Below are 16,368 nucleotides of genomic sequence, written 5' to 3'. Positions count from 1 at the left end.
ATGAACAACAAAAGTGTTAGCCAACCTGCTTTCAAAGAAAAAAAGCACGGTCTAGTGAACTATAGCTTAAATTACCCTGAATCTAGTCTATTACCTCGTTTAAAGAAAGGCATCGTAACTTTTGATTTGCTAGAGTTAGAGAACTGTACATATGAAGAAATACTTTTGAAGAAATGGGCATTTCTACCAGAAGACAAAGAAACATCATTAAATACTAGCCAATATATATGGTTGAGAATTTTGGACAACCTAATCAGTTACAACTTCCCATCAAATATTTTGTACAACTTCAAGCTATGGCTCTTTGCAGATATATTCCCGTCAGAGCACAGTTACCAAGAACTCGAACGAGATAGTATAGGCAACCCACTTAGAATTACATATAACATTGCAACAACGCCCACTTTGCTTGATTTTATTATAGGCACAATTATAAGTAACAGAGAAGACTTACAAATATATTTTAATAAAGATGGGAGAATGGGATTCGTTAGCCGTTTTGTGCCTGTTGAAGAAGCCAAAAAAATTAATGGCTCTGTTTCCTTCTCCATACACGAAATTTTACTACAGCTTGTCGGTGATGAAAACTTACCGAACCTAACTTCTTATTCAACATTAGTCTCACAATCAGAAAATGAGGTTTTAAAATCAATGAGAACTAAAGAATGGGAGAGCATACAAGTTGACAGAGCTGCAGCTGATAAAAACTTTAACTGGCTCTTAACTTTTAAGAAAAGTAAATCATCATCATTAGAGAAATATCATGAAACTATTGAAAGTTTACCAAGCTACCATAGTGCTCCAATGGTTTCTATAAAAAACAAAACAGTGTTTTACAATTATATTAAAAGGCTGCGATTTTAAAATAACAATTGCTACCTAAAGGACACCGTAGAAAACGGGTCAAATAACTATCGGTACATACACTGCAGATAACAGGTACGTGCTAGACCAATTAATATTTTGAACCCTTTTAAGCAAAACCAGAAAAAACAAAAAACATCCTCACCATTAACTGTAGAGAAACTTCGCACCTATCCTGGATTTGAAACTATTTCAGACGCAGAGGCTAATGAGCTAGTACAATCCTTATGGACGATCGCACAATGCGCAGTAAGAACCTTTAAAAGCTTGGGCAATGACTAACCTAGATCAATTCAGAAAATTTGCTAAATCAAAGGCAGCTAAAACAGCAGACATCAATAGCCAAGATGCGGTCATCTACACCAGGGTATCTACCAAGGAACAGGCTGAAAACAACCAAAGCCTTACAACACAGAAGAAAGAATGCGAGCACCTGGCACTCACCAAAAAATTCCAAGTAGTTAAATACTTTGGAGGCACACATGAGAGCGCTAAAACTGACGAAAGAAAGCAATTCAAAGAAATGCTTTCATTTGTACGCACTAAGAAAGTTCAAAACATTATTGTCTATAGCATCGATAGGTTTTCCAGGTCTGGAGCTGAGGCCATAAAGATTATAGAAGACCTACGTAAAGAAGGTATTTACGTCCACTCTGTTTTGCAGAATGTAGACCCAACAGCTCTTAGCAGCTCTTTATATCAAAACATGTTTCTGTCTTTCGGGCAATATGAAAACCATCAGCGCCGACAGAAGACCATGGCTGGTACATTAGAGCGCCTTCTCCAGGGATTTTGGGTAACCAGGGCACCTCTTGGCTTTACGCATACAACTGAAAATGGCGAGCAACGCATCGTTGTAAACGAAACTGGTAAACTGATTCGAAAAGCCTTTTTGATGAAAGCGAATGAAGGTTTAACAGATGTGCAGATTGCTGAACGTCTTGCTAAAATGGGCTTAAAGCTATCCAAACAGAAGCTATCTGCCATTTTTAGCAACCCGTTTTATTGTGGCTTGATTTCCCATTCGCTTTTAGATGGCAACATCATAGAAGGAAGACAGGAAAGACTTGTTTCAAAGGAAATTTTTAAAAGAATAAACGAGAAACGAGCCAAAAATAACCGCGGCTTTAAGCATAAGACAACCGATGATGCATTGCCTCTAAAACGGTTTGTAAAGTGCGCTCACTGCGGCACCAGTATGACGGGGTACGAAGTTAAAAGCAAAGGCAAACACTACTACAAATGCAACAAAAAAGGCTGTGGCAGCAATAAGAGTGCAGAACATATGCACAAACAATTTGTAGACTTATTACATAGCTACGATTGCAATAAGTTAGCCCTTGCTCCCATAACAGATGCTATACATGGAACTTTAGAGGCAGTTTTTTCACAACAGGAGGACGAGCGAAAGGTCATTCAAGCCTCCATCAAAGCATTAGAAGAAACGATTGAAAATGCCCAAGAGAAACTGTTCCTAGGACAGATGGACCAGTCAATTTATGATAACTATAGCAGAAAGTACAAACAGAAATTAGATGAGCTTTACATAGAAGCAGCGAAATCTTCTTTAAAATTATCGAACTTAGAAAAGTCCATAGATGCTTGTTTGTCATTTGCCACAAATCTATCAGAATTGTGGCTTTTAGGGGATTTTAACACGAAACAGGCTATACAAAAGGTCCTATTTCCATCCGGAATAACTTACAGCACTAAAAAAGAGTATTATCGAACCGAAAGAACCAACACAATACTTCAACTAATTTACAGTATGTCAAGCACTTACAGCACAAAAAACAAAAGACCGATCAGCAAAAAAGCTGATCGGTCTTACTGGGTAGCGGGAACAGGACTCGAACCTGTGACCTTTGGGTTATGAGCCCAACGAGCTACCAACTGCTCCATCCCGCACTGTTATTGTGTTACAAAAGTAGTATATCAAATCTTACCTTGCAAGTGATTATACCTAAAAAAGGCAAAAAAAGTTAGAATTTACTCGTTATCCCGAAGTGCACTTTTGAATATTTAAGCGAAAGTGGCTGTTGCTCAGATCGTCCCACAGAATACACCAGCTGAAAAATTCCGGCGCCTGTACTAAAACTAATTCCGCCTCCCAGGCCCGATGGCCAGCCACTCGCTTCCGATTTCTCCAGATCGCTGCGATAATAGGCCTGATCATAGAAAAGCAGCACATACGAATCCGCCGCCGTAAAGAGGCGATATTCTATAGTTCCGATAGCGTAAGAGGAGGCATAAAAGAAATAATCGTCGAAGCCGCGGATAGAAGTAAGGCCACCCAGCCGGTACATATCATTCAGGAAAACCTGGTCATTCAGCAGCGCATTTCCTTCTATTCTGGCCAGTAAGGCACTATTCTTACTTAAGCGGAAGAAGTTTTCGGCCCGCAGCCCTAAGCTCATTTGCATGGTGCGCATGTCCAGGGTATCGTAAAAGCTTTTCTCCAGGTCGGCGTTGCGTAGCAGGGTTTTCGTACCTGCTGTCAGTTCCAGTTCTACTAACCGCCCACGTCTCGGGAAGTAAAAGTCATCCAGGTTGTTCCAGAGGTAATTAAAGCCATAGGTGGTGGTGCGGGCATCGGCCAGGTCGAGGTTGCGCAGGCTTTGGGTGCTGGCATCGCCCAATATCCGGGAGTTGCGCCACTCGCCATAAACGCTGAATTTGCCGTATTTTAAGGTATAGTAACCCAGCTGGAGGCGCGGCTGTACAGTTATAAACGATGAATCCTGCTTGAGTAAGTTGAAGCGTGTGCCCAGTTCAAATGGGGTACCGAACAGATTTGGGTGCAGGTATTCGCCATTAAGTATAACGGAGCCTTTGTTTACGCGCCGCCATTGCAGCCCTATGCTTTTGCCTGTGCCGCGTAAGTTCCGGAGGTTGAGGTTGGCTTCGCCGGTTACCAGCAATTTATTCCCGCTGCGGGTCGGATCGGGCAAAAAGCCAATCACACCATCTATCTGGTTCGATTGCCGGTCTTCCAAAAAATAATAAACCCGTGCTTTATCGCGGGCAAAGCGCACCTGCGGCGGCCTTGTCACTTTAATATAAGGCAGCTGGGTAAGCATGCGCTGGGTAGCTTCTATCTGCTCCTGGTTATAAGGCTGACCCGGGTATAGTTGCAAGTAGCGCATCAGGAACTTTGGTTTGGTTTTGCTGCCGCCCACCACCTGCACCGAGTCATAGGTAACTACAAAAGCTTTTTCTACCATCAGGGCAGCTTCAATTTTATTGTCTTTTATAGTTATCGTATCCAGCCACACACTGGCAAAAGGGTAACCGCTCCGTTCGGCATAGTCCAGTATGCGCTGCTGCAGCTTTACATATTCGGCTGGCTTAAAAGGCACATTGCGGTAAAACTTCTCCCGGAAACCGGATTCTATCAAAATACCTTCGCTTAAATTACCGTTGCGCAAACTGGCATACTCAAACCTTTCGCCAATGTATAGTCTCACGTGTAGCGTATCGTTGCGCAGGTACAAACTATCCGCAGAAGTAAGCAAATAGGCATCCTGCTGCATTTTATAGATCAGGTCTTTTACTTCTTTGCTGGCTTCTAACGAGTCGGGGTGGGTGGTTTGGTAACTATAGTTCCGGAGCCGTGGAGCATCTTCCGGGGTAGTGTATATGCGAACTATAACTTTGGGCTGCAACCGTGCATCAGCCTGTTTTTGTGCCCGCGCACAGGGCAGCCACAAAAGCAAACACAACACTACGGCAGCTATTTTATACATTTGTGTTATTACTTGTTGAATTGTTTGCTAGCTAAATTGTTTAGTTATAGATGATCTACAACGAATTACACCAGAGAAACTATAGCAATTATACAAAGGTAACGGCTATAGCTATACTTTAAGAACTATAGTTTCCAGATCATCAACAATTTAACAATACAGCAATTTAACAATTAATCCGTGGCCGGAATATACCTTCATATCCCTTTCTGTAAACAGGCTTGCCATTACTGCGATTTCCATTTCAGTACAAGTATGGGGCATAAAACGGCAACTATAGATGCCATTGCCCGCGAACTGGAACTGCGACGGGATTACCTGCAGGGCCAAACGATAGAAACCATTTACTTTGGTGGCGGCACACCGTCTTTGCTTACACAGGATGAACTACAGTTACTGCTACAAACTATAAAAGACCTGTTTATAGTTTCGGCTACTGCTGAGATCTCGCTGGAGGCTAACCCTGATGACCTGAAACCTGAAAAACTGCAGGAACTGAAAGCGGCAGGCATAAACCGGTTGAGCATTGGGTTGCAGTCGTTTCATGAGCCGCACCTGCGCATGATGAACCGTGCCCATAACGCCACCGAAAGTTTACAGTGTGTGAAAGATGCCCAGGCAGCTGGTTTTAATAATATTACGGTAGATCTTATTTACGGCATTCCGGCACCAGACCACAGCATCTGGCTGAAAGACCTGGAAACGCTTTTCTCGCTTGATGTGCAGCATGTGTCGTGTTATGCGCTAACGATAGAACCTGATACTGCCTTGGGCCGCTGGAGCAAAAAAGGCAAGTTTACCCCATCCGAAGACGACTTTACAGCACAGCAATTCGAGATTTTACTGGAGCAGATGGCGCAGCACGGTTTTGTGCAGTATGAGATATCCAACTTCTGTAAGCCGGGCTACGAGTCGAAACATAACAGCAATTACTGGCGCGGTGTGCATTATTTAGGCGTTGGACCGAGTGCGCATTCGTTTAACGGCCATAGCCGGCAGTATAATGTAGCCAACAACCGTAAGTATACCGAGGCCATCGGTCAGCAGACCATTCCTTCAGAAATAGAAGAACTTACGTTAGGCGACCAGGCAAACGACTACCTGCTTACCACACTGCGCACGATCTGGGGCTGCGACCTGGTGCACATGCGCGACAACTATAGCTATGATGTTCAGGCATCTCACAACATATATTTGCAGGAGCTACAGCACAAAGAACTGGCAACTATAAAAGACAATGTACTCTACCTGACAGACAAAGGAAAGCTGCTCGCCGACCAGATCACGCTGGACCTGTTTGCAGAATAAGACTAAGATTTAAATCCACAATATAGTTGGCACCTAATTCTGTTTAACTCGTATGTCTTTTAACCTAAACACCCTTACCTGAATTTATGCCCGTAAATGCCAACGCTTCAACTTACAACAGTTTATAGTTCAGACAACTTCAAAATCGAAGCCGACGATGGTCTTGCTTATGTGAGAACAGAATGGCTACGCCCACTGAACGATGACCAGTTTGTAGCGGAAACAATGCGTGCATACGATGTGATAACTGAAAAGCAAGCCGAAAGAGTACTTGTAAATGCACAGCAGGTATCCGTACTCGGGCCCGAAACAAAAGACTGGCTTTCCAACACGTACTATAGCTTGTTCTCCCGCACTTCGCTAAAAAAGATGGCCCGCGTCATGCCGGATAACCTCTTCAAGAAGCTGGCGCTCGCCTCTGTGGTGGCCAGGGCCGACGCTGCCGGCGAGATATCTTACCAGATCCAGGATTTCGCTTCGGAAGACGAAGCAGTACATTGGCTGCTCGAAGAATAGCAGGTCTCAATCTTTTATAGTTACAGCGTATAGGTTTACTTAATTTCGCTTATACTTGCCAGAAAACCTGCTAACTATGGAAGCCAGCATTACCTACCACGATCAAGTTTATAGTTTCAACCCGTTGCAGCCACTGGATATTTCGATGCCGCTGCACGACAGGCAACCACAGCCCGAGTGTTTCTGGGCAGAGCCGGTCCAGTTTGATGTGATCAGGGTTGGTGATTTTGTAGGATCGGTAGCAGAAGGCGGCAGTACCAACTATAAACGCGTGCACCTCACGCCGCATGGCAACGGCACCCACACCGAATGCTACGGCCACATCTCTGCTGATGAACATGCCACTATCCACAATTGCCTGAAGCGCTTTTTATTTGTAGCCCAGCTCATAACTATAGCTCCGCAAAAGCAGGAAAACGGCGATGATGTAGTGCTGCTGGACGATGTAAAAGCGCAGCTGGAAGGCCTGAAACCGGAAGCTGTTATAATCCGCACCTTACCAAACACAGACGATAAACTTACACGGCATTATTCCGGTACAAATCCACCTTATTTAGAACATACGATAGGCCAGTACCTGGCTGAAAAAGGCGTGCAGCATTTACTTTTAGATTTACCTTCTGTAGACCGCGAACTGGACGAAGGTAAACTCTTATGCCACCATGCGTTCTGGCAATACCCTAAATATACCCGTTGCGGCGCTACTATAACCGAACTGATCTATGTACCAGAGCATATTACAGACGGTTTATACCTGCTGAACTTGCAGATAGCGAGCCTGCAGCTGGATGCCAGCCCAAGCAAACCGGTACTCTATAGTTTGTCGCCGGTTTTTCCGCAACTATAGAGTACCACTAAGCCGAGCTCTTACTGCTAGACTGTTGCCTTGTTGCCTACCAGCTGATCGCAGATATACTGCCCGATAGCGAGTGAGGACGTTGCCGCCGGCGAAGGAGCGTTGCGCACATGTATGATGTTATGGCGGTTCAGGATGTCAAAATCATCGATCAGGTTACCGTTCCTGTCGCAGGCCTGCGCTCTTACACCTGCTCCGCCAGGTACCAGGTCATTTTCCTGTACTTCGGGCATCAGTTTTTGCAGCGCTTTGGTAAATGCCGCCTTTGATAGCGACCTGTACATTTCGCCCAAGCCTGTTTTGCCATATTTGGCAGCAATTTTCCAGAAGCCAGGCCAGCTAAAGGTATCCTGCGTGTCTTTAAAATTAAAATCACTGAAAGTATAACCTTCCCGCTTAAAGGCCAGCACAGCATTCGGGCCAGCCTCAATGCCGCCTTGTATCATGCGCGTAAAGTGTACCCCCAGGAAAGGGAAGCTTGGATCCGGCACCGGGTAAATAAGGTTGCGCACCAGGTACTCTTTCTCCTCCCGTAACTTATAATATTCCCCTCTGAAAGGAATGATCCGGAGGTCATTCTCTTTTTCCGTCAGGTTGGCTACCCTGTCTGAGAAAAGGCCTCCGCAGCTAACCAGGCTGGCAGCAGTATAGGTGTTTTTTGTCGTCTCCACATACACGTTATCCTTCTCAGACCTGATCTTTACAACCTGTTCCCCAAAGGCTGCCTCACCACCATATTGCTGAAACAGGCGCAGCAGCGCAGCAGCCATTGCCGGATAATCGATGATACCTGTCTGGGGCACATGTATAGCCTCTACACCAGCCACATGCGGTTCATACTCGCGTATCTCTTCTAATGAGTGCAGCCTTTTCAGGTCTGTCAGCCCATTCTGGATTCCGCGCTCGTAAATATCATTCAGCTTAGGGAGTTCTGCGGCAGAGGTTGCCACTATAATTTTTCCGCATATATCGTAAGGGATGCCATGCTCTTCGGCAAACTCAATAATAGAGTGATATCCTGCAATACAGTTTCTGGCTTTCAGACTGCCCGGTTTGTAGTAAATGCCGCTATGAATAACGCCGCTGTTATGCCCTGACTGATGTTTTGCAACGGCATCTTCCTTTTCGATGAGCAGTACCTTGCTATCCGGGTTATTCTGCTTGAGGTGATATGCTACGGAGAGTCCAACCAAACCGGCTCCCACTACTATGGTATCGTATTTTTGTGCTGACATGTGTATGGTATTACTAAAAGAATCAAGGCACGCTATTATTGCCTGTGTTGTACAGAGAAGCATACGAGAATTCAAATATTTATGTCAATGAATTTTGAGAAAATATAGAGCCCCGGTTTCCGGAACTATAGTTTCTTATACCCGGCAAGAGTTTACTGCATCTAAAAAAAAGAAGGCTGGAACATTAGTCCCAGCCTCAGGTAGTTTAGTTGTTTGTAAGGAGTGTTTCTTAAAATAAAGCTTCGGCTACTTTTCTGACTGATTCTGATTTACCCATAGAATAATAGTGCAGGCAGGGCACACCAAATTCCATCAGCTCTTTGGATTGCTGTATTGCCCAGTCTACGCCCACCTGCGCTGCAGCCTTGTTATCCGGGCAATCTTCTATGGCATCGGCCAGGTCACACGGAACTTCAATGTGGAACAGGCTCGGCAGTAAGGTCAGTTGGCTTTTAGTGGTCATCGGTTTCAATCCCGGAATGATCGGCACAGTTATACCTTCTTCACGGCAGCGGTTCACGAAATCAAAATATTTCTGGTTATCGAAGAACATCTGTGTTACTATATACTCCGCACCCAGCTCCACCTTCTTCTTTAGCCAGCGCAGGTCCGATTTCAGGTTAGGGGCCTCAAAATGCTTTTCCGGGTAACCGGCCACGCCAATACAGAAGTCAGTATTATTATGAAAAGCCTGCTCATCATCCAGGTAACGGCCACAATTCATATCCACCACCTGCCCGATCAGCTCGGTTGCATAATGGTGCCCGCCAGGTTCCGGCACAAAGCGCTGTTCGCTCTTCACACAATCTCCGCGCAGCACCAGTACATTATCTATTCCCAGAAAGTGCAGGTCGATTAACGCGTTCTCCGTTTCCTCTTTGTTAAAACCACCACAAATCAGGTGCGGCACTGTATCTACTTTATAGTTGTTCTGGATAGCCGCACAAATGCCAACAGTACCCGGACGCTTGCGTGTCGTGCGCTTCTCCAGTAACCCATTTTCGCGCTGCTTATACACATACTCTTCCCGATGGTAAGTCACGTCTATAAAAGGTGGTTCAAACTCCATCAATGGGTCGATGTGATTGAAAAGGGTACGCATATTCTCCCCCTTTAGTGGAGGCAGTATTTCAAAAGTGAACAACGTTTTTCCGTTGGCATTCCTGAAGTGGTCTGTTACTTTCAATTTATGTTGATGGTTAAATTGCTTAACTGTTAAAGTGTTGGTTTTACTTTGCCGGGTCCAACCACCCTAAGCCCACCTTGTCTAAGGCGGGTTAGGGGTGGTTGGATTACTAAACTGCCTGCTGTGCCAACGGCTTTGGCTCATAGTTCAGGTTAGGCGACAGCCAGCGTTCCAGTTCTTCTTTGGTCATACCTTTGCGCTGTGCAATGTCAGCTACCTGGTCTTCGCCAATCTTACCCAAACCAAAGTATTTCGATTCCGGATGCGAGAAGTATAAACCGCTCACAGCAGCCGTCGGGTACATGGCCAGGTTTTCGGTAAGTATAACACCAGATGTTCTTTCTGCATCCAGCAGGTTAAACAGCGTTATCTTTTCGGTATGGTCCGGGCAACCCGGGTAACCTGGTGCCGGCCGGATACCTTTATAGTTCTCCTTGATCAGGTCTTCGTTGGTCAGATTCTCATCCGGCGCGTAACCCCATAGCTCCTTTCTAACCTTAGCGTGCATCAGCTCTGCAAAAGCTTCTGCTAACCTGTCGGCGAGGGCTTTCACCATAATGGATTTATAGTCGTCGTGTTCGGCCTGGTATTTCTCCAGCAAACTCTCAATACCAAAACCTGCCGATACCACAAAGCCTCCAATGTAATCCCGCACACCGGTTTCTTTCGGGGCCAGGAAGTCAGAAAACGCCAGGTTTGGCACATTTGCGCCTTTTTTGCCCTGCTGCCTTAGGGTATGGAATTCTGTCAGCACGTTTTCACGTGAATCATCTGTGTAAACTTCTATAGTATCATCGGCCTCCACATTTGCCGGGTAAAAGCCAATGACAGCGCGCGCTTCCAGCAATTGCTTGTCCACGATCTCCTGCAGCATTTCCTGCGCATCGTTAAAGAGTTTGGTGGCTTCCGTTCCTAATTCCGGATCGTTTAATATCTTCGGATACTGGCGTTTAAGCTCCCATGCATGGAAGAAAGGTGTCCAATCGATGTACGGCACGATTTCTGAAAGCGGGTAATTAGTATAAGTTTTGTTACCGATAAAGCTCGGCTTGGTTGGCTTTGTTGTGTTCCAGTCCACTTTATACTTGTTGGCGCGGGCTTCAGCTATAGTTGCAAACGCGCGGTCTTTGGTACGGCTCAGGTGATCTTCGCGCAGCTTCTGATACTCTGCTTTGATCTCGGAAATATAGCTATCCCGTTCGCTGCTCAGCAGGCTGCTTACTACGGTTACACTCCTGGACGCATCGTGCACGTGCACAACCGGCCCGCTGTACTGTGGCGCAATCTTCACGGCTGTATGCACCCGCGAGGTAGTTGCTCCCCCGACCAACAGCGGAATTTTCATGCCCCGGCGCTCCATTTCCTGTGCTACATATACCATTTCATCCAGCGATGGCGTGATGAGCCCGCTCAAGCCAATGATATCAACTTTATGCGCTTCGGCTTCTGAAAGGATCTTGTCCAGGTGCACCATCACACCCAGGTCTATCACCTCGTAGTTGTTACAGGCTAATACCACGCCCACAATGTTTTTACCGATATCGTGCACGTCGCCTTTAACAGTTGCCATCAGTATAGTTCCGGCCGTAGATTTAGAAGTATCGCCAGCCAGTTTTTCGGCTTCCATAAACGGCAACAGGTAGGCCACGGACTTTTTCATTACGCGGGCACTTTTGACTACCTGCGGCAAAAACATCTTGCCAGCCCCGAACAAATCACCTACCACGCCCATACCAGCCATTAATGGTCCTTCGATAACGTCCAGTGTTTTGGCTGCCTGCTGTCGGGCTTCTTCGGTGTCCTCTTCAATAAAATCAACTATACCACGCACCAGCGCATGTTCCAGACGCTCTTTAACTGGTGCGTCGCGCCAGGCAGTGTCGGCTGCAGTAGCGGTTTTGCCTTTGCCTTTTATAGTTTCGGCATAGGTTACCAGTTTTTCCGTAGCATCCGGATGGCGGTTAAAGATCACGTCTTCGATCAGGTCGCGCAGTTCGGCTGGTATTTCGCTGTACACACCCAGCATACCGGCATTTACAATACCCATGTCCATACCTGCCTGCACGGCATAGTATAAAAACACGGTATGCATGGCTTCACGCACCACATCGTTGCCACGGAACGAGAAGGAAAGGTTACTCACCCCACCACTAATCAGCGCATGTGGTAGGTTGGCCTTGATCCATTTTACTACTTCAATATAATCAACGGCATAGTTGTTATGCTCTTCGATGCCTGTAGCAATGGCCAATATGTTCGGGTCGAAAATAATATCCTGTGGCGGAAAACCCACTTCGTCAACTAAGATGCGGTACGAACGCTCACAGATCTCTTTTCTGCGCTCCAGCGTATCGGCCTGACCTGTTTCATCAAAGGCCATTACTACAACAGCCGCACCATACTGGCGCACTTTGCGGGCAAGTTTTTTAAAGGCTTCTTCGCCTTCTTTAAGGGAGATGGAGTTAACTATAGATTTACCCTGCACACACTTTAATCCAGCTTCGATCACGCTCCATTTCGAAGAGTCGATCATGATGGGCAGTTTGGAAATATCCGGCTCGGATGCGATCAGGTTCAGGAAGTTGGTCATCGCCTGCTCCGAGTCAAGCATACCTTCGTCCATGTTCACGTCGATAATCTGCGCACCACCTTCTACCTGCTGACGCGCAACTGCCAGGGCCTCTTCAAACTGACCGTTAACGATAAGGCGGGAGAACATTTTGGAGCCGGTAACATTGGTGCGTTCGCCAACATTCACAAAAAGGCTTTCGGGAGTTATAGTTAGGGGCTCGAGGCCGCTGTAGCGTGGAAGTGGGGCAACCGGGGTAGGAACGTGCGGTTTATACTTTCGCACCAAGTCTGCAATTACTTTGGTATGTACAGGCGTTGTACCACAACAACCACCCAATATATTAACCAATCCTTCTTTCAGGTATTCTTCAACTATAGCACCCATCTGCTGGGCTGTTTCGTCGTAACCACCAAAGGCGTTAGGCAGTCCGGCGTTCGGGTAAGCGCTGATGTAGCAGTCTGATATGCGGGAAAGCTCCTGGATGTGTGTTTTTAGCTGGCGTGCACCCAACGCGCAGTTAAAGCCAACACTTAATAAAGGCGCATGCGAGATGGAGTTATAGAAAGCCTCTACGGTCTGGCCAGATAAGGTACGGCCGCTGGCATCGGTTATAGTTCCGGAAACCATGATCGGCAGCTCCTTGCCACCATCATTTACGAATTGCTGTATTGCAAAAAGGGCAGCCTTACAGTTCAGGGTATCAAATACTGTTTCTACTAACAGCAAGTCAGCGCCACCATCCACCAAACCACGCACCTGCTCATAATAAGCTTCTACTAACTGGTCGAATGTTATGGCGCGGTAGCCTGGGTTGTTTACATCCGGAGAAAGCGAGGCTGTACGATTAGTCGGACCAATGGCGCCGGCTACAAAGCGTTTATGCGAAGGATCTTTAGCTTCTACTTCATCTGCAGCTTCCCGTGCTATCTTTGCCGACTCATAGTTCAGTTCATATACCAGGTGCTCCAACCCATAGTCCGCCATGGCTATAGTTGTCCCACTAAAGGTATTGGTCTCGATGATATCGGCGCCAGCCTCGAGGTATTCCGTATGAATCTTCTTGATGATATCCGGGCGGGTAATGGAAAGCAGGTCGTTGTTGCCTTTCAGATCGGAAGGATGATCTTTGAAACGCTCGCCACGAAAATCGGCTTCCGAAAGCTGGTAACGCTGAATCATGGTGCCCATTGCGCCGTCAAGCACAAGTACGCGTTCCTTTAATAAACTGTAAATGGGATGGTTGTTCTTCATGTTGGTATCCTTCTTCTCGCTTTGCATAATGCTACCGCTCATCAAGAAAGGACACCCGAAGTAAAGGATGGACTATCTTATCTTCTCCGGATCACATAGTTCCGGAAGGGAGTTAGCACCAAGTTTGGTCAAGGTTGCTAAGACGTCATAGGGCCCATTCCCTCGGTCTTTCTTGATAAGAAGCTGCAAGTTATTACACTTATCCGCAAAAAGCGAATTTTTGTTGCAATAGCCTATAACTATAGTTGCGAACGGATTCAGAAAGGGGGTTAAAGCAGAAAAGGACACATTAAGTGTCCCTTTCCTAAAAGAGTTTAATTGTATTAACTATAACTCTTTATAATCTGTTATACGGCAGTTAAGTACGTATGTTCCAAAACTTTACACTTCCCAGAAATAAAAAAAGGGACACCTTGCGGTATCCCTTTTCTGTTGCTTTGCAAAGTTCGTATTAAGCCTCAGCTACTACGTTAGGAATTACAGAAACGTAAGAACGGTTCTTAACGCTTTTCTTAAATTCTACTTTGCCATCAATAAGTGCGAACAAAGTATGGTCTTTACCCATACCCACGTTTTTACCCGGGTGGTGTGCCGTACCTCTTTGTCTTACGATGATGTTACCAGCGATAATCTCCTGGCCACCATAAATCTTAACACCCAGTCGTTTTGAGTGCGACTCACGACCGTTGTTAGAACTACCAGCTCCTTTTTTGTGTGCCATTTTGTTTACTATTTAATCAGGCCTGAGCCCGAAATGGTTCTACGATAAATTTCTTCTTACTGCTTATCCAATGCTCTCGATCAGAACTTTCGTATAGTCAGAACGATGTCCTCTAGACTTTCTATACCCTTTTCTTCTCTTCTTCTTGAAAATGCGGATTTTCTCGCCTCTCACGTTGCCAAGGATTTTACCAACCACTTTAACACCGCTTACGAATGGAGCACCTAAGGTAATGGTTCCGTTATCATCTGTAAGAAGAACATTGGCGAACTCAACGGCGTCACCTTCATTGCCGGAAAGCTTGTTAGCGTAGATGAACTTACCGCTCTCTACTTTGGTCTGTTGACCTGCGATTTCTACAATTGCGTACATCAGCTTCAATGTATGTTTAAAATTTAGTCTGCAAAAGTACGGTGCTTAATTTTAATTTGCAAACGCTTGCTGCTTAATTTGTTCATCTAAATACACAAAGCATTTTTACTATGTGGATAACGGTGTTGAAATATGCACCATAACTTTTTACACCTGCCTAAAAACACCACAACCGCATAACAGGCAGGCAGTTGCGCCAAAATCACTTTTCCACATTTATCCACAAATCAAATTTTTACACCTCCATTAAAACCTCCCTTTACAAAGCCAGCTATGCTCCATTTTGGATTTTTATCAAATGAAGATGCTTTAATACCATCATTGAACACTACAAACCCTAAAATCATTGCACTTAACACATTATTTATAGTTTGATGACAATATATTAACATGATAATATAGTATAAATGCTATGTGAATAACGGTGTGGATTTTAACACAACTTACAAAGCATCAATTACTTAAACATTTGTGTATAAATTGAACAACTTTAACCCCTACTTTCAAGTTCAATTCTCTATATTTGAAGTCACAATGTTATCGGGTGCCTCTTGGTCATCCGCACAAAACAAAAATTACCATGGGGTGTTTTCTAAGCTGATCAGCTTACCCCTTCAACCAATAAAACACTTATTTACAAGATTATGGAGCCAATACTACAAGAGAACCCGAACCGCTTTGTACTGTTCCCGATACAGCATGATGAGGTATGGCAGATGTATAAAAAGGCCGAAGCCAGTTTCTGGACTGCTGAAGAGATCGACCTTAGCCAGGACCTGAAAGACTGGGACAACCTGAACGACGGCGAGCGTCACTTTATCAGCCACGTACTTGCTTTCTTTGCCGCATCAGATGGTATAGTGAACGAGAACCTTGCTGTAAACTTTATGCAGGAAGTGCAGTTGCCGGAAGCGCGTTGTTTCTATGGTTTCCAGATCATGATGGAGAATATCCATGCTGAGACCTACTCTCTCCTGATAGATACCTATATTAAGAAGCAGTCAGAGAAAGATTACCTTTTTAATGCGCTTGAAACCGTGCCTGCCGTGAAGAAAAAAGGCGACTGGGCACTTAAGTGGATAAACAGCGAAAACTTTGTAGAGAGGCTGGTTGCTTTTGCCGCTGTAGAAGGCATTTTCTTCTCCGGTTCGTTCTGCTCTATTTTCTGGATGAAGAAGCGCGGTTTAATGCCTGGCTTAACATTCTCTAACGAGCTGATCTCCAGAGACGAAGGCCTGCATTGCGATTTCGCCTGCCTGTTATACTCTATGCTGCAGAACAAGCTTTCTGAGGAGCGCATCCACGAAATTATAAAGGATGCGGTAACTATAGAGCAGGAGTTTGTAACAGATGCATTACCGGTTGACCTGATCGGGATGAATGCCAAGCTGATGAGCCAGTATATTGAGTTCGTTGCTGACAGACTTTTATTATCACTTGGTTACAGCAAAATTTACAACGCTACCAACCCATTCGACTTTATGGAGATGATCTCGCTGCAGGGCAAGACAAACTTCTTTGAGAAGCGCGTAGGCGAGTATCAGAAAGCCGGCGTACTGGGCGGATCGGATAAAAATGTTTTTTCGCTGGACGAAGACTTTTAATAATATCAGAAACTATCTATATTTAAGTGGCGAAGGAGATCAACGCTCCGGAAGCCACTTAAATACTCTTACACAACTTACCGGGCAGTAGCTGAAGTAACAGAGGCGACCGCAACCCTGTACCGGTATCTAAGCTG

General features: G+C 45.4%; 12 protein-coding genes, 1 tRNA gene and 1 riboswitch. Of the genes, 6 read left to right on the top strand and 7 right to left on the bottom strand.

Going from position 1 to position 16,368, the window contains the following annotated elements; translation table 11 throughout:
- The gene (locus tag GSQ66_RS14840; protein WP_162428183.1) at positions 1–864 is read left to right on the top strand and encodes a hypothetical protein; all 864 of its coding nucleotides are present in this window, start codon (positions 1–3) and stop codon (positions 862–864) included.
- A gap of 274 nt (positions 865–1,138) precedes the next feature.
- On the top strand, positions 1,139–2,740 hold the full coding sequence (locus tag GSQ66_RS19255; protein ID WP_394351441.1) for a recombinase family protein: 1,602 nt from the start codon (positions 1,139–1,141) through the stop codon (positions 2,738–2,740).
- Here the strand turns inward: GSQ66_RS19255 and GSQ66_RS14825 are convergent.
- Together GSQ66_RS14825 and GSQ66_RS14820 are read right to left on the bottom strand one after the other, a co-directional pair.
- Positions 2,696–2,772 (bottom strand) — tRNA-Met (locus GSQ66_RS14825). The genes GSQ66_RS19255 and GSQ66_RS14825 overlap by 45 nt on opposite strands.
- Before the next feature lie 74 nt (positions 2,773–2,846).
- Positions 2,847–4,610, bottom strand: coding sequence for a BamA/OMP85 family outer membrane protein (locus GSQ66_RS14820; protein ID WP_162428182.1), 1,764 nt, complete (start codon positions 4,608–4,610; stop codon positions 2,847–2,849).
- Positions 4,611–4,790: 180 nt separating this feature from the next.
- Here GSQ66_RS14820 and hemW point away from each other — a divergent pair, with 180 nt between their 5' ends.
- From hemW to GSQ66_RS14805, 3 genes are all read left to right on the top strand, one after another.
- On the top strand, positions 4,791–5,918 hold the full coding sequence (hemW, locus tag GSQ66_RS14815; protein ID WP_162428181.1) for a radical SAM family heme chaperone HemW: 1,128 nt from the start codon (positions 4,791–4,793) through the stop codon (positions 5,916–5,918).
- 96 nt (positions 5,919–6,014) lie between these two features.
- Positions 6,015–6,434, top strand: coding sequence for a hypothetical protein (locus GSQ66_RS14810; RefSeq protein ID WP_162428180.1), 420 nt, complete (start codon positions 6,015–6,017; stop codon positions 6,432–6,434).
- Positions 6,435–6,510: 76 nt separating this feature from the next.
- Entirely contained in the window at positions 6,511–7,281 is a 771-nt protein-coding gene (locus tag GSQ66_RS14805; protein WP_162428179.1) for a cyclase family protein, read from the top strand.
- 26 nt (positions 7,282–7,307) lie between these two features.
- Here the strand turns inward: GSQ66_RS14805 and lhgO are convergent, their stop codons facing one another.
- The 5 genes from lhgO to rplU form a co-directional block, all read right to left on the bottom strand.
- On the bottom strand, positions 7,308–8,525 hold the full coding sequence (gene lhgO, locus GSQ66_RS14800) for an L-2-hydroxyglutarate oxidase (RefSeq protein WP_162428178.1): 1,218 nt from the start codon (positions 8,523–8,525) through the stop codon (positions 7,308–7,310).
- A gap of 229 nt (positions 8,526–8,754) precedes the next feature.
- The gene (gene metF, locus GSQ66_RS14795; protein ID WP_162428177.1) at positions 8,755–9,711 is read right to left on the bottom strand and encodes a methylenetetrahydrofolate reductase [NAD(P)H]; all 957 of its coding nucleotides are present in this window, start codon (positions 9,709–9,711) and stop codon (positions 8,755–8,757) included.
- Positions 9,712–9,820: 109 nt separating this feature from the next.
- The gene (gene metH / locus GSQ66_RS14790) at positions 9,821–13,561 is read right to left on the bottom strand and encodes a methionine synthase (protein ID WP_394351414.1); all 3,741 of its coding nucleotides are present in this window, start codon (positions 13,559–13,561) and stop codon (positions 9,821–9,823) included.
- Positions 13,562–13,608: 47 nt separating this feature from the next.
- Positions 13,609–13,716: riboswitch (SAM riboswitch) on the bottom strand.
- Positions 13,717–13,985: 269 nt separating this feature from the next.
- Positions 13,986–14,255, bottom strand: coding sequence for a 50S ribosomal protein L27 (gene rpmA, locus GSQ66_RS14785; protein WP_162428176.1), 270 nt, complete (start codon positions 14,253–14,255; stop codon positions 13,986–13,988).
- A gap of 63 nt (positions 14,256–14,318) precedes the next feature.
- Complete coding sequence (gene rplU / locus GSQ66_RS14780) at positions 14,319–14,627, bottom strand: 50S ribosomal protein L21 (RefSeq protein WP_162428175.1); 309 nt, start codon at positions 14,625–14,627, stop codon at positions 14,319–14,321.
- A gap of 644 nt (positions 14,628–15,271) precedes the next feature.
- On the opposite strand from rplU, the gene GSQ66_RS14775 reads away from it, so the two are divergent.
- On the top strand, positions 15,272–16,231 hold the full coding sequence (locus GSQ66_RS14775; RefSeq protein ID WP_202923358.1) for a ribonucleoside-diphosphate reductase small subunit: 960 nt from the start codon (positions 15,272–15,274) through the stop codon (positions 16,229–16,231).
- Positions 16,232–16,368 lie beyond the last annotated feature (137 nt).

Origin of the sequence: Pontibacter pudoricolor (genome assembly GCF_010092985.1) — a bacterium.
Lineage (GTDB): Bacteria > Bacteroidota > Bacteroidia > Cytophagales > Hymenobacteraceae > Pontibacter > Pontibacter pudoricolor.
This window is presented reverse-complemented; position numbering and strand designations above follow the sequence as displayed.

Bases quoted from the DNA above. Each gene is read 5' to 3' on its own strand.
- rpmA (WP_162428176.1), bottom strand. From the start codon at position 14,255: ATGGCACACAAAAAAGGAGCTGGTAGTTCTAACAACGGTCGTGAGTCG.
- GSQ66_RS14840 (WP_162428183.1), top strand. From the start codon at position 1: ATGAACAACAAAAGTGTTAGCCAACCTGCTTTCAAAGAAAAAAAGCAC.
- rplU (WP_162428175.1), bottom strand. From the start codon at position 14,627: ATGTACGCAATTGTAGAAATCGCAGGTCAACAGACCAAAGTAGAGAGC.
- GSQ66_RS14775 (WP_202923358.1), top strand. From the start codon at position 15,272: ATGGAGCCAATACTACAAGAGAACCCGAACCGCTTTGTACTGTTCCCG.
- GSQ66_RS14820 (WP_162428182.1), bottom strand. From the start codon at position 4,610: ATGTATAAAATAGCTGCCGTAGTGTTGTGTTTGCTTTTGTGGCTGCCC.
- GSQ66_RS19255 (WP_394351441.1), top strand. From the start codon at position 1,139: ATGACTAACCTAGATCAATTCAGAAAATTTGCTAAATCAAAGGCAGCT.
- GSQ66_RS14805 (WP_162428179.1), top strand. From the start codon at position 6,511: ATGGAAGCCAGCATTACCTACCACGATCAAGTTTATAGTTTCAACCCG.
- lhgO (WP_162428178.1), bottom strand. From the start codon at position 8,525: ATGTCAGCACAAAAATACGATACCATAGTAGTGGGAGCCGGTTTGGTT.
- metH (WP_394351414.1), bottom strand. From the start codon at position 13,561: ATGCAAAGCGAGAAGAAGGATACCAACATGAAGAACAACCATCCCATT.
- GSQ66_RS14810 (WP_162428180.1), top strand. From the start codon at position 6,015: ATGCCAACGCTTCAACTTACAACAGTTTATAGTTCAGACAACTTCAAA.